The organism is Chitinibacter sp. GC72, assembly GCF_009760905.1.
GTDB lineage: Bacteria > Pseudomonadota > Gammaproteobacteria > Burkholderiales > Chitinibacteraceae > Chitinibacter.
The window spans coordinates 1-14,251 of the sequence record NZ_VIRW01000019.1; the positions used below are offsets into that span (position 1 = coordinate 1).

Below are 14,251 nucleotides of genomic sequence, written 5' to 3' on the forward strand. Positions count from 1 at the left end.
ATCCGGCCGATTGCGATTGGCAAAAAGAATTGGCTATTCGCGGGCAGCGAACGCGCCGGCAAACGCGCAGCCGCCATCCAAAGTTTATTGGCGACGGCTAAACTGAATGGCATTGAGCCATCAGAATGGCTGAAGGACACGCTGGAAAAACTCCCTACCTGGCCGAATAGCAGGATTGATGAGTTGTTGCCGCTGCGCGGCTAGTTCATTTCGATGCAACTGGCGAGGTGGTCACGCCGTACGCATACAGAACTCATAGAGGAATACCCCAACAAAAAAGCCACCCGAAGGTGGCTTTTTTCATTCTCTATTCACAAGGTGAATTAGATCATGCCTTTTGATTTCAGCAATTCAAACATCGTTTTGCCGATTTCAGCTGGGCTGCGGGTGTACGCGATGCCAGCTTGTTCGAAGGCTTTGAATTTCTCTTCAGCAGTGCCTTTACCGCCAGAGATGATCGCGCCAGCGTGGCCCATACGTTTGCCTTTAGGTGCAGTGACACCAGCGATGTAACCGACTACTGGCTTAGTTACGTATGATTTAGCGAATTCAGCCGCTTCTTCTTCGGCAGAACCACCGATCTCACCGATCATTACGATCGCGTCAGTATCAGGATCGTCTTGGAACAGTTTCAATGCGTCGATGTGGCTAGTACCTGGGATTGGGTCGCCGCCGATACCGATACACGTTGATTGACCCAGACCCAAAGCAGTCGTTTGCGCAACTGCTTCGTAAGTCAATGTACCAGAGCGTGAAACGATACCGATACGACCTGGGTTGTGGATGTGCCACGGCATAATACCGATTTTGCACTCGCCCGGAGTAATAATACCTGGGCAGTTAGGGCCGATCAGACGGATACCCGCTTCATCAACCGCTTTTTTCACGTACAACATATCGACTGTAGGCACGCCTTCAGTGATACATACGATCAATTTAACGCCTGCATCAACCGCTTCCAAGATTGAATCTTTCGCGAAAGCTGCAGGTACGTAGATCACAGAAGCATCAGCTTGAGTTTGCGCTACTGCATCACGCATGGTGTTAAATACTGGCAGGCCTAGGTGCTCTGAGCCGCCTTTACCTGGCGTTACACCACCTACGACTTTTGTACCTACTTTCAACGCTTGTTCTGCGTGGAAAGTACCGTTTTTGCCAGTGAAACCTTGCACCAGCACTTTTGTATCTTTATTAACCAAAACGCTCATGGTTTATTCCTTTGAAGTTATAAGCCAAAAGTGTTTCGCGGCCTTAGCTCATCTTGCTGTACTACGCGTACTATCTACGATGAGCTGCCTTGCAAAACGACTTTTGTCCCTTCTTTAATCTGTGCTGTGATTACAGGGCTTTAACGGCAGCAACGATTTTCTCGGCTGCGTCGTTCAGGCCTTGGGCTGAAGTCAATTTCAGACCAGATTCGTCAAGGATTTTCGCGCCCAATTCAGCGTTATTACCTTCCAGACGAACTACCACTGGTACTGTTACGTTCACTTCTTTAACCGCAGCGATAATCGCTTCAGCGATCATGTCGCAACGAACGATACCACCGAAGATATTGATCAACACGCCTTGAACAGATGTATCAGCCAAGATCAGTTTGAATGCTTCGATCACGCGCTCTTTAGTTGCGCCGCCACCAACGTCCAAGAAGTTAGCTGGTTGGCCACCTTTCAGTTTGATGATGTCCATCGTCGCCATCGCCAAGCCAGCGCCGTTCACCATACAACCGATATTGCCTTCCAACGCTACGTAGTTCAGTTCGAACTCAGAAGCTTTCACTTCACGCTCGTTCTCTTGTGATTTGTCGCGTTGTGCCAGCAATTCTGGGTGACGGAACAAAGCGTTTGAGTCGAGGTTGATTTTGCCGTCAACACAAGCCAATTCGCCGTTTTCACGCAAAGCCAATGGGTTTACTTCAAACAGAGCGAAGTCGTTTTCAACGAATGCTTTGTAAGAGCCTAAGATCAGGTTGGTGAACGCAGCAACTTGTTTGCCTACCAGACCCAAAGCGAAAGCCGCTTGACGGCCTTGGTATGGCTGCATGCCTACCAAAGGATCAACTTCGATCTTGATGATTTTTTCTGGCGTTTCTTCAGCCACTTTCTCGATCTCAACACCACCTTCAGTTGAAACCATGAATACGATGCGTTGTGAGCTGCGATCAACTACCGCGCCAAGGTATAACTCGCGCGTTACTGGGTACATGTCTTCACAAACCAATACGCTGTGAACTGGCTGGCCAGCTGCATCAGTTTGGTAAGTAACCAGATTAGTACCGATCAAGCGAGCCGCTTCAGCAGCTGCTTCTTCACGGCTTTTCACGACTTTAACGCCGCCCGCTTTACCGCGGCCACCGGCGTGAACCTGAGCTTTAACAACAGCAAATTTGCCGCCCAATGTGTCGTAAGCAGCAGCAGCTTCTTCAGCGTTGTTAGCCAAAATGCCGCGTTGTACTGGCAAACCATATTTAGCCAGCAATTCCTTGGCTTGATACTCGTGCAGATTCATCTCTATTTATCCTTTGTGAGGAGAGTGTTGTCGGACAGGCTATTCCCCGCCGTTGTACCGCATGATGGATAAGAGCACCTGCCCCTACCCACCCTACAAATTCAAATAACTATTTCATTAAGAGTGGCTTTAAAAGCTAGCGAGCGCCCGTCAACTTGGTAAGGCCGGAGCACAGAAACCGGAATGTACTTGAAGTACATGAGGATTTCGCGCAACGCCCGCGCCAAGGTCACGGGATGCATCGCAGCTTTAAAAGCTGCTCTTAAGAGTGCAGACCGCGTTTATCGCAACCTAGCGCCGCCTCGTGCATCGCTTCAGCCAATGATGGGTGAGCGTGAACGATACGAGCAATATCTTCAGCCGATGCGTTAAATTCCATCGCCACCACCGCTTCAGTAATCAATTCTGAAGCGAATGGGCCGATGATGTGCACGCCCAAGATGCGGTCAGTTTTGGCGCAAGCCAGCATTTTGACAAAGCCAGCTGTCTCGCCCAAACCCAATGCACGGCCGTTTGGCCCGAATGGGAATTGACCTTTCTTGTACTCAACGCCTTCGGCTTTCAGCGCTTGCTCAGTTTTACCTACCCAAGCCATTTCTGGACTGGTGTAGATGACCCAAGGTACGTTGTTAAAGTCGATGTGTGGGTGCTGACCTGCGATGCGCTCAGCCACGGCCACGCCTTCTTCCGACGCTTTGTGCGCCAGCATCGGGCCGCGAACCACGTCACCGACTGCCCATAGATTTGGCAATGAAGTGCGGCAATCGCCATCAACCACGACAAAACCGCGCTCATCGAGTGGCAAGCCGACTGATTCAGCCGCCAAGTTCCACGTGTTTGGTACACGGCCGATCGATACGATCAGTTTGTCGTAGGTTTCAGTGAATGCATTGCCGTCGCTATCGGTGTATTCAACGGTAACGTCGTTCTCACCTTTGGTGATGTTGCCGATTTTCAGGCTTGTTTTGATGACCAGACCCAAGTCTTTGGTGAAGATCTTGTGCGCTTCTTTGGCAATCGCTTCGTCTGCTGCCAACAAGAAACCTGGTGCGCCTTCCAGAATCGTCACTTCCGCGCCCAAACGCTTCCATACCGAACCCATTTCCAAGCCAATTACACCCGCGCCAATCACGCCCAAGCGTTTTGGTACGGCAGGAATTGACAATGCACCTTCGTTATCCAAGATCAGCACGTTATCAACTGGCGCTTGTGGCAATTGGCGTGGCGTTGAGCCTGTTGCCAAGATGATGTGCGTGGTTTCAACGACTTCAACTTTGTCGCCGTCCGCCACTTCAACTTGCCATTTGTCGCCGTTGCGACCCAAGATTTTGCCGTGGCCGTGCAAGCTCGCTACTTTGTTCTTTTTGAACAGGTAGCCGATACCTTGTGTCAATTTGCTGACGATGCCTTCTTTGCGCGCCAGCATCGTGCCAACGTCAAATTTCATGCCTTCAACGGTGATACCGTGTGAAGCAAATTTATGCTCAACACGTTCTACGTTTTCAGATGATTCAAGCAAGGCTTTCGATGGGATACAACCTACGTTCAAGCAAGTACCGCCCAAAGACGCTTTGCCTTCTTTGTTTTTGAATTCGTCGATACACGCAGTATTAAAACCCAACTGCGCCGCACGAATCGCCGCCACGTAGCCGCCAGGGCCCGCGCCGATTACGATAACGTCAAATGATTGTGACATTCAGTCCACCTTAACCCATAGCCGGGTATATTCATGCAAGCAATTGGGTATGCAGCCCACAGCCACATACCCCACTTAAATTAGATATCCAACAACAGGCGAGCTGGATCTTCGATCGCGTCTTTAATTGCTACCAAAGACAATACCGCTTCACGACCATCGATGATGCGGTGATCGTAAGATTGCGCCAGATACATGATTGGACGAGCAACCACTTGACCGTTTTCAACCACGGCGCGCTCTTTCGTCGCGTGCATGCCCAAGATGGCCGCTTGTGGTGGGTTGATGATCGGCGTTGACATCATTGAGCCGAACGTGCCGCCGTTAGAAATCGTGTAAGTACCGCCAGTCAATTCTTCAACGCCCAATTTACCTTCTTGCGCGCGTTTGCCGAAGTCAGCGATGGTTTTCTCGATTTCAGCCAAAGACAATTGGTCTGCGTTACGGATAATTGGTACGACCAGACCGCGTGGGCTACCTACTGCAACGCCGATGTCGAAGTAGCCGTGGTAAACGATGTCGTTACCGTCAACCGAAGCATTCACGATTGGGTATTTTTTCAACGCCGCAACGGCAGCTTTGACGAAGAAGCCCATAAAGCCCAATTTCACGCCGTGGTCTTTTTCGAATTTGTCTTTGTACTTGTTACGCAAGTCCATCAACGGTTTCATGTTTACTTCGTTGAACGTCGTCAAGATTGCGTTTTCTTGCTGAGATTGCAGCAAACGCTCAGCCACACGAGCGCGCAAGCGGCTCATTGGTACGCGTTGTTCTGGACGATCACCTGTTGGTGCTACCACTGCTGGCGCAGCTGGACGGTTCAGATGATTTTGTACGTCTTCTTTCAATACGCGACCACCGCGGCCAGTGCCGGCTACGTCGTTTACATTTACGCCTGCGTCAGCAGCGATCTTTTTCGCAGCTGGCATCGCGTTGGCACCGCCTGCTGGCGCAGCTTGAACAGCAGCTGGCGCGGCAACTGCGGCAGGAGCAGCTTGAGCTGGCGCAGCGCTGGCAACAGCAGCTGTGTCGATTTTGGCAATCACATCCAAGCTGCCCACGGTCGCGCCGTCAGCCTGAACGATTTCAACCAGAACACCAGCTTGTGGCGCTGGGATTTCGAGAACAACTTTGTCGGTTTCCAAATCGATCAGGTTTTCGTCGCGAGCAACCGCTTCGCCGACTTTTTTGCGCCATGAAATCAGTGTGGCTTCAGAAACAGATTCAGGTAATTGTGGTACCAAAACTTCGATGATCATTGTGTCACTCCAGTCGATTTTAAATTCTTTGTGATCGTGTGCCCGCTGAAAATAGCAAAGGCAAAACGCCAAAAAACGCGGCGCTCCTAAGGAGGGCCGCGTTGCGATTACAAGGTCATTGCCTCTTCAACAAAGGCTTTGAGCTGGGCATTGTGCTTGCTCATATAGCCAACGGCTGGCGAAGCTGACGATGGGCGACCCGCAAAGGTCAATGTCTGCTTCGGCTCCAACACCGCTTCAAGGCGGTGACGGATCTGATGCCATGCGCCCTGATTACGTGGCTCTTCTTGCACCCACATGATCTCTTTGGCGTTTGGATATTTTTGCAATTCGGCTTGCAGCTCTTCGGCAGGGAACGGATACAGCTGTTCGATACGCACGATAGCGATTTCTTTAATTTCGCGTTCGGTGCGACCTGCGAGCAAGTCGTAATACACCTGACCCGAGCAGCAGATCACGCGTTTTACTTTCTTCGCATCCAACTCTTGCGCTTCGCCAATCACCGGGCGGAATTCACCGCTAGTGAAGTGCTCGATTGGGCTGCACGCATTTTTCGCTTTCAACAGCTTTTTGCTCATGATAATGATCAGCGGCTTGCGATATGGACGCAGCATCTGGCGGCGCAGCGCGTGGAACATTTGCGCTGATTCAGACAGCATCAGCACTTGCACATTGTGCTCAGCGCACAATTGCAAGTAACGCTCAACGCGTGCTGATGAATGCTCTGGGCCTTGACCATCGTAACCGTGCGGCAGAATCATCGTCAGGCCACACAAACGGCCCCATTTGGTTTCGCCAGAAGTAATAAACTGGTCGATCACCACCTGTGCGCCGTTGGCAAAGTCGCCGAACTGCGCTTCCCAGATCGTCAGCTCATCAGGTGCTGAACATGCGTAACCGTATTCAAACGCCAATACCGCTTCTTCGTTCAAGATCGAGTCGATCACCAGGAAGTGGCCCTGGTTTTCCGACAGATTTTGCAGCGGAATATGTACGCCGTGATCCCATTTCTCTCGATTCTGATCGTGCAATACCGCGTGACGGTGGTTGAACGTACCGCGGCCTGAGTCTTCACCCGAAATGCGCACGCCCATGCCTTCGGTCAGCAGCGTTGAGTAAGCCAGATGCTCGGCCATGCCCCAATCCACTGGCGCTTCGCCATTGGCCATCAGCGTGCGTTCTTTAACGATTTTCTCAACGTTAGCGCGCAGTTTGAAATCGGCCGGGTATTGCGTGAATTTATCGGTCAAGCGAATCAGATCCGCTTGTGGCACCGAGGTATTCACCGGATGACGCCAGTGCGTACCCAGATACTTAGTCCAATCCACCGCGTACGAGCGTTTGTAGTCGGTCAGTGTGGTCTGCTCAACGTGTTCACCACGGTCCAGCGCATCACGATAGGCCTGAATCATGCCGTCGGCTTCAGCTTGCGTCACCACGCCCTGAGCGATCAGCTGATCGGCGTAGACTTTGCGTGGGCCAGGGTGAGCGGCGATTTTCTTGTACATCATCGGCTGCGTTACAAATGGATCATCCGCTTCGTTGTGGCCGTGCTTGCGGTAGCAAACCAAGTCAATCACCACGTCTTTGTGGAACAACTGACGATATTGCAGTGCAGCTTCAGTCACCAAGCACACCGCTTCAGGATCATCACCGTTCACGTGGAAAATTGGCGCTTCAACCATCTTCGCGATATCAGTGCTAAACAAGCTAGAACGATTATCGCGAATATCCGACGTGGTGAAACCCACTTGGTTATTGATCACCAAGTGCACCGTACCACCAGTACCGTAGCCACGCGTTTGCGACAGGTTGAACGTACCTTGGTTGGTACCCAGGCCGATAAAAGCTGAATCGCCGTGGATCAACAATGGCAATACTTGATCGCCAGTCAGGTCTTTACGACGGTGTTGACGCGCACGCACTGAGCCTTCAACGACGGGGTTAACGATCTCAAGGTGAGATGGGTTAAATGCCAGTGTTAAATGCAGCGGGCCACCCGGCGTTGGAATATCTGAGCTGAAACCCATGTGGTATTTCACGTCACCTGAGGCCAACTGCGTGTTGTAACGGCCTTCAAACTCACCAAATAAATCGCGTGGCTGTTTGCCCAGAATGTTTACCAGCATATTCAGACGACCACGATGGGCCATACCGATAACGATTTCATGCACGCCAGCAGCGCCAGCCGCCTGAGCTAAGTAATCCACCGCTGGAATCATGCTATCGCCGCCTTCGAGCGAGAAGCGTTTCTGGCCGACGTATTTCTTGTGCAGGTATTGCTCTAGCGTTTCTGCCGCTGTCACTTGCTTCAGAATACGTTTTTTCTGGTCTACGTTAAAACTTGGTTGCGAGCGACGAGCTTCGAAAAACTCTTGCACCCATTTACGCTCATCACCGTTGGTGATGTGCATATATTCCAGACCAATATTGCCGCAATAAGTCTGCTGCAAAAAGCCCAATACTTCGGTCGGCGTCGCGCGCTCTAGGCCAACGATATTGGTACCCAGCTTGATTGCCATATCGCTGTCTGACAGACCATGCGTTTTCGGATCAAGCTCAGGCACGGCAGCTTTGTCCATGCGTTGCAATGGATCAAGCTTCGCGCTGCGGCTACCCATAATGCGGTAAGCCGAAATCAAGCGTAGCAAGTTCACTTGACGTTCGGTGGCGGCTTCATCAACCACACCGACTGCGCGTACAGATTGCTTGGCCAACTGGCGGAACGACTCTTCAATCGGTGCACGCACCACATCGCGAGCCACCGAGCCCGGTGTTTGCTGCAGCTGATCGAAATAAGTACGCCACTGCGCGTCAACTGACGACGCATCAATCAAATATTGCTCGTAGAGGTCTTCTACAAACGGGGCATTCCCGCCGAACAGCTGGGAATTCGTTTCAAGTTCTTTCATCATTGCCGTGTATCCATTTTTTTCCGCCCTGCTTGCAAGCTAATGCCTATTGGCAAAAAGACAGCAAGGCCGGTCAATGCAGCTACGCCCTTATGCCATCTTCAATCAGCACAAGGGCGCAGGAACCGCGGTGATTAGATCAACCGCGCTTGTCCATTGGTACGTAATCTCGTTTTTCCGCGCCAGTGTATTGCTGACGTGGGCGACCGATCTTCATGCCTGGGTCAGAAATCATTTCGTTCCAGTGGCTAATCCAGCCTACGGTACGCGCCAGCGCGAAGATTACTGTGAACATTGGCACTGGAATACCCAAGGCTGATTGAACGATACCTGAGTAGAAGTCGACGTTTGGATACAGTTTACGCTCGATGAAGTACGGATCTTCCAGCGCGATTTTTTCCAATTCCATCGCCAATTTGAATTTCGGATCGTCTTGCAGACCAAGTTCATTCAGAACTTCGTGGCAAATGCGGCGCATTACATTGGCGCGTGGGTCCATGTTTTTGTAAACGCGGTGACCAAAGCCCATCAGTTTGTGCGTTTTCGCTTTCACGCCTTCCATAAACGCTGGCACGGCTTCAACCGAACCGATTTCGTCCAACATCAACAATACCGCTTCGTTCGCGCCGCCGTGCGACGGACCCCACAGACAAGCGATACCGGCTGCGATACACGCGAATGGATTGGCGCCAGAAGAACCCGCCAAACGTACAGTCGACGTTGAAGCATTTTGCTCATGGTCAGCGTGCAACGTGAAGATCACGTCCAGCGCGCGAACCAGCACTGGGTTTGGTTTGTATTCTTCGCATGGCGTCGAGAACATCATGTGCATGAAGTTCGCGGTGTAGCCCAAATCGTTACGTGGGTAAACGAATGGCAGACCTTGGTTGTAGCGGTAGCACATTGCGGCAATCGTTGGAATCTTAGAGATCAAACGGAACATGGCCACTTTGCGGTGTTCTGGATTAGCGATATCCAAGCTATCTTGGTAGAACGCAGACAAGGCACCAACCACACCGACCATCATTGCCATTGGGTGCGCATCACGACGGAAACCGTTGAAGAAACGCGTCAACTGGTCGTGAATCATGGTGTGGCTCATCACCGTTTTTTCAAATTCCGCTTTTTGCGCTGCAGTTGGCAATTCGCCGTTGATCAACAGGTAGCACACTTCGAGGTAATCAGAATCTTCAGCTAATTGCTCAATAGGGTAACCACGATAGTACAGCTGACCCAAATCACCATCGATGAAAGTGATTTTTGATTCGCAGCTAGAAGTTGCCAAAAAGCCCGGGTCAAAAGTAAACATGCCGGTTTTAGAAAAACTGCGGATGTCGACTACATCTGGACCCAAAGTAGATTTCAAAACAGGCATTTCCAGCGTGTTCTGGCCATCGTTATAAGTCAGCGTGACTTTCTTTTCCATCGTGTTGCTCCTGTTAAAGCGCTTCGGTAATGCGCTCGGCAATGCCGGCTGCGTTATTAGTTTGCTGCGCCATGACTGCCTGCATTCGCTGCAGCAATCCGCGCAATCATCACGGCAAGTTCGGGGTCTGGGCAGACCGATTTACCGTTGACGTATTCCAAAAAATCCCAATCTGGCAGCAGCAATATTTGCTCATACACCGCCAGCTCTTGTGCATTCAAAGTCGGTAGAACTTCATTCACAAAGCGTTCAAGTTGCAAATCCAGTTCCAGCAAACCGCGCCGTGAACGCCAGATAATTCGTTTCAGCTCTACTTCATCCATTGCACACCCCTAGAGAGTATTGGCCTACAGATCAATCTCAGACTAATCCACAGGCACATACCCCTCTTATTAGCTAATACGTTTCACCATCAGATCTTTGATCTTGCCAATGGCTTTAGTTGGATTGAGCTCTTTCGGGCACACATCCACGCAGTTCATGATGCTGTGGCAACGGAACAGGCGATATGGATCTTCCAGATCATCCAGACGCTGGCTAGTGGCTTCATCACGGGTATCGGCAATAAAGCGATACGCAGCCAAGAGGCCAGCCGGGCCGACGAATTTGTCCGGGTTCCACCAGAACGACGGGCAAGACGTCGAACAGCAAGCGCACAAAATACATTCGTACAGGCCGTCGAGCTCTTTCCGATCTTCCTGGCTTTGCAGACGTTCGCGATCCGGTGCCGGGCTGTCGTTGATCACGTAGGGCTTGATCGAGTGATATTGCTTAAAGAACTGCGTCATATCGACGATCAAGTCGCGAATCACTGGCAAACCTGGCAGTGGGCGCACTTCGATTGGCTGCTTCAAGGTATCAATATCGGTAATACAGGCCAGACCATTTTTACCATTGATATTCATCGCGTCCGAACCACACACGCCTTCACGGCATGAACGGCGGAACGACAATGATTCATCAACGACTTTGAGCTTAACCAGCGCATCGAGCAGTTTGCGTTCGGTCGTCGTGTCGACTTCAACGCTGATGTCCTGCATGTAGGGCTTGGCATCTTTGTCCGGATCGTAACGGTAAACGCGGAATTTGACGGATTGAGTAGTCATGGCGAACCTCTTAGTACGAGCGGGTCTTCAGCGCAACTGACGGCGCGGTCAGTGGCTGCAGATTGACAGGTTTGTATTCAAGACGATTGTCTTCGCGGTGCCACAAGGTGTGTTTCAACCAGTTGGCATCGTCACGACCGTTTGGCGTTTCTGGCACGTCAAGTGCATCATCACGAACGTGAGCACCACGAGATTCTTTGCGCGCTTCGGCCGAAATCATCGTCGCTTTGGCCACTTCGATCAGGTTTTCCAGTTCGAGCGCTTCAAGGCGGGCGGTATTAAACGTTTTCGATTTGTCAGCGATCATCGTGGTTTTCACCATTTGCTCGACTTCCAGAATCTTTTTCACGCCTTCTTTGAGCATGTCGTTAAAGCGGAACACGCCAGCGTGCGCTTGCATCGTGCGCTGCATCGCCAGACGCGCGTCGTTCACATTCGTGCCATTGGTTTGGTTATCCAAACGCGCCACACGCGCTACCGAGCGCTCAACATCGGCCATTGCCACTTCTGGCAAATCTTTTGGTGCCGATTTAATGAAGTCGATCATGCTATTGCCCGATGATTTACCGAACACCAGCAAGTCGAGCAATGAGTTTGTACCCAGACGGTTCGCGCCGTGTACCGAAGCACAAGCGCACTCACCGGCAGCGTAGAAGCCCTTCACGATCTCGGCGCCAACGACCACTTCGCCTTTGTAGTTGGTCGGAATACCGCCCATCTGATAGTGGCAAGTTGGTACAACTGGAATTGGTGCTTTAATTGGGTCTACGCCGGCAAATTTGATCGAAATTTCGCGAATACCCGGCAATTTCGACATAATCACTTCAGGATCCAAGTGAGTAATGTCGAGCAGAACGTGGTCTTTATTCGGACCACAGCCACGACCTTCGTTAATCTCGGTCACCATTGCACGGGATACAACGTCACGCGACGCCAAATCTTTGGCATTCGGTGCATAGCGTTCCATGAAACGTTCGCCATCCGAATTGCGCAAAATACCGCCTTCGCCACGTACGCCTTCGGTGATCAATACGCCAGCGCCAGCAACGCCAGTCGGGTGGAATTGCCAGAATTCCATATCTTCCAACGGTACGCCTGCACGCGCAGCCATGCCCAGACCATCGCCGGTATTGATAAAGGCATTGGTCGAGGATGAATAGATACGACCTGCGCCGCCAGTAGCAAACAAGGTCGCTTTGGCTTGGAAAATAACGATTTCAGAGGTTTCCATCTCCATCGCCACCACGCCTTGCACATTACCTTTTTCATCACGAATCAGGTCCAGCGCCATCCATTCAACGAAAAATTGCGTGTTAGCGCGAACGTTACGTTGATACAAAGCGTGCAACATCGCGTGACCAGTACGGTCAGCGGCAGCACAGGCACGGCGAACTGGTTTTTCACCGAAGTTGCTCATGTGGCCGCCAAACGGACGCTGATAAATCGTGCCGTCTGAATTGCGGTCAAACGGCATGCCGTAGTGTTCCAGCTCGATCACGACATTTGGCGCTTCGCGACACATAAACTCGATCGCATCCTGATCACCCAGCCAGTCCGAACCTTTCACGGTGTCGTACATATGCCAAGTCCAGTGATCTGGCTCTGAATTGCCCAAAGACGCTGAAACGCCACCTTGCGCAGCAACGGTGTGCGAGCGTGTTGGGAATACTTTTGAAAGCACGGCAGTTTTCATGCCCGCTTCAGATAATTGCAATGCGGCGCGCAGACCGGCACCACCCGCGCCAACAATAATGGCGTCAAACTTGCGAACAGGAATAGCCTTGGTCATGCAACACCCCACACTACTTTAACCATATAAATCAAGCTGCCGATCAACCACAGCAACGTCAGAACGTGCATCGTCAGGCGAACGCCAACGTGCTGGATGTAATCCATCCAGATATCACGCACGCCAACCCACGCGTGCCACAGTAAGGCTGTGATTGAAATCGTCGTAACCACTTTCACCCACGTACAGGCGAATAATTCTTGCCAGGCTTCATATGAAGCGCCGTTAGCACAGAGAATAAAGGCCACGACACCCAGGGTGTAGACCAGCATAATCACCGCAGTAACACGCTGTACCAGCCAATCGCGCAAACCGTAATGCGCACCCACTACATGCCGCTTTACCATGTCAACGCTCCAATAATTGCGGTCAGAGACAAGCTCACAGCGAGGACAATATAAGCCGTTACGCGAGCAGTTTTCAGATCAGTGCCCTTGTGAATATCAAGAAACAGGAAACGGGTACCGGCACAGGCATGGTGCAAATAGGCCCACAGAACAGCCAGCAGGAATAGTTTGGTCACAGGATGAGCGATGCATTCCTTGAACGCGGCAAAGCGCTCGGCGGAAGACAGAGTGCCTTCCAAGGCATACAACATAAACGGGATGGCTGCGAACATCAGCGCACCACTAATCCGGTGCAGTATGGACACAATCCCTGGCAATGGCAGACGGATCTGCCATAGCGCAAGGTGCTTGGGGCGTGCTTTTTGCATACGCTCTATTCCTCTGTATTTAAGCAAACGAAGTTTTGGTACTACTACTTACAATCTGACCCACATCAATGCGCCAGTTTGGTAAACCTTGCAAACTACCCACTACCCTGTCACAGATGGCTCAAATGCCAGCTGCTCAGTTTTAAGCCAAGCCACGCTCCACACCTGCGGTTTGCCTGAAAAATCTTTGGCCAAACGCACCAATTGCAACAAAGGCTCATTGAGCTCAACCTGCAACAAGCGGGCTTCAGCCGAACCTGCGCTGACTGCACGATAACGCGTTTCGCCATCCTGCAGACGGACGCCAAAATCGCGCCAGCACAACTCGCGCAAATTGCCCTTCAACTCACGAATCCGGCGCATTTCCAGCTCAGGAAAATTCGCCTCGGGCAACAGCAATTCTTCCAGCCCGACGATCTGCCCTGATACCCGCAGCAAGCGTCTGACTTGCCATAGCGCTGCGCCACGGCGCAGACCTAAAATCTCGGCCAGTTGTTCACCGGCATGAATCCGCACACAACCGAGCAATTCAATCTTGGCCGTTTCGCCTTTGGGATCAGTCAGCAGCGCAAAACGCCCGCGCATCAGAAAATCACTCATCCCGGCGACGAAAGTACCGACACCCTGGCGGCGATACAGGATCGAATCGGCTACCAGCACATCCAGCGCCTTGCGAACCGTACCCTGACTCACGCCAAAGCGCTGACCCAACTCAACCTCGCTGGGAAGACTTTCATCTTCCTGCCATTCGCCCGCTTCAACGGCCGCCATCACCTCGCGGATCACTTGCTTATATAAAGGTTGTGCAGCCAATTTTTTCATGTACGCGCTTTTTATCAT

At 51.5% G+C, this 14,251-nt stretch carries 13 protein-coding genes; 1 reads left to right on the forward strand and 12 read right to left on the reverse strand.

The genetic code is table 11. The features are described 5' to 3' along the window. A partial coding sequence (locus tag FLS37_RS13410; protein WP_198314632.1) for a transposase domain-containing protein occupies nucleotides 1-204 on the forward strand: 204 nt, incomplete at its 5' end. Nucleotides 205-323: 119 nt separating this feature from the next. Here the strand turns inward: FLS37_RS13410 and sucD are convergent. The 12 genes from sucD to FLS37_RS13470 form a co-directional block, all read right to left on the reverse strand. Next, nucleotides 324-1,208: a succinate--CoA ligase subunit alpha gene (gene sucD, locus FLS37_RS13415; protein WP_157670482.1), complete on the reverse strand. Its 885-nt coding sequence runs from the start codon at nucleotides 1,206-1,208 to the stop codon at nucleotides 324-326. A 130-nt stretch (nucleotides 1,209-1,338) separates the two neighbouring features. Continuing rightward, on the reverse strand, nucleotides 1,339-2,508 hold the full coding sequence (sucC, locus tag FLS37_RS13420; RefSeq protein ID WP_157670483.1) for an ADP-forming succinate--CoA ligase subunit beta: 1,170 nt from the start codon (nucleotides 2,506-2,508) through the stop codon (nucleotides 1,339-1,341). Nucleotides 2,509-2,770: 262 nt separating this feature from the next. Next, nucleotides 2,771-4,204: a dihydrolipoyl dehydrogenase gene (gene lpdA, locus FLS37_RS13425; RefSeq protein ID WP_157670484.1), complete on the reverse strand. Its 1,434-nt coding sequence runs from the start codon at nucleotides 4,202-4,204 to the stop codon at nucleotides 2,771-2,773. Between the two features lie 80 nt (nucleotides 4,205-4,284). Continuing rightward, a complete protein-coding gene (gene odhB / locus FLS37_RS13430) occupies nucleotides 4,285-5,463 on the reverse strand; it encodes a 2-oxoglutarate dehydrogenase complex dihydrolipoyllysine-residue succinyltransferase (protein ID WP_157670485.1) in 1,179 nt (392 codons plus the stop codon). 107 nt (nucleotides 5,464-5,570) lie between these two features. Beyond that, entirely contained in the window at nucleotides 5,571-8,378 is a 2,808-nt protein-coding gene (locus tag FLS37_RS13435; protein WP_157670486.1) for a 2-oxoglutarate dehydrogenase E1 component, read from the reverse strand. 136 nt (nucleotides 8,379-8,514) lie between these two features. Continuing rightward, nucleotides 8,515-9,801, reverse strand: a complete 1,287-nt coding sequence (gltA, locus tag FLS37_RS13440; protein WP_157670487.1) for a citrate synthase — start codon at nucleotides 9,799-9,801, stop codon at nucleotides 8,515-8,517. 56 nt (nucleotides 9,802-9,857) lie between these two features. After that, nucleotides 9,858-10,124 (reverse strand): succinate dehydrogenase assembly factor 2, encoded by a 267-nt coding sequence (locus FLS37_RS13445; protein ID WP_157670488.1) that lies wholly within the window; start codon nucleotides 10,122-10,124, stop codon nucleotides 9,858-9,860. A 69-nt stretch (nucleotides 10,125-10,193) separates the two neighbouring features. Next, nucleotides 10,194-10,907 (reverse strand): succinate dehydrogenase iron-sulfur subunit, encoded by a 714-nt coding sequence (locus tag FLS37_RS13450; RefSeq protein WP_157670489.1) that lies wholly within the window; start codon nucleotides 10,905-10,907, stop codon nucleotides 10,194-10,196. Nucleotides 10,908-10,917: 10 nt separating this feature from the next. Next, nucleotides 10,918-12,696 carry a succinate dehydrogenase flavoprotein subunit gene (gene sdhA / locus FLS37_RS13455; protein WP_157670490.1) on the reverse strand — a complete coding sequence of 593 codons (1,779 nt, stop codon included), beginning with the start codon at nucleotides 12,694-12,696 and terminating at the stop codon, nucleotides 10,918-10,920. Continuing rightward, nucleotides 12,693-13,043: a succinate dehydrogenase, hydrophobic membrane anchor protein gene (gene sdhD, locus FLS37_RS13460; protein ID WP_157670491.1), complete on the reverse strand. Its 351-nt coding sequence runs from the start codon at nucleotides 13,041-13,043 to the stop codon at nucleotides 12,693-12,695. Before sdhD ends, sdhA begins: the two co-directional genes overlap by 4 nt. Beyond that, a complete protein-coding gene (gene sdhC, locus FLS37_RS13465; RefSeq protein ID WP_157670492.1) occupies nucleotides 13,037-13,411 on the reverse strand; it encodes a succinate dehydrogenase, cytochrome b556 subunit in 375 nt (124 codons plus the stop codon). The genes sdhD and sdhC overlap by 7 nt, the downstream gene beginning before the upstream one ends. A gap of 102 nt (nucleotides 13,412-13,513) precedes the next feature. Beyond that, the gene (locus FLS37_RS13470) at nucleotides 13,514-14,233 is read right to left on the reverse strand and encodes a GntR family transcriptional regulator (RefSeq protein ID WP_198314633.1); all 720 of its coding nucleotides are present in this window, start codon (nucleotides 14,231-14,233) and stop codon (nucleotides 13,514-13,516) included. Nucleotides 14,234-14,251: the final 18 nt, after the last annotated feature.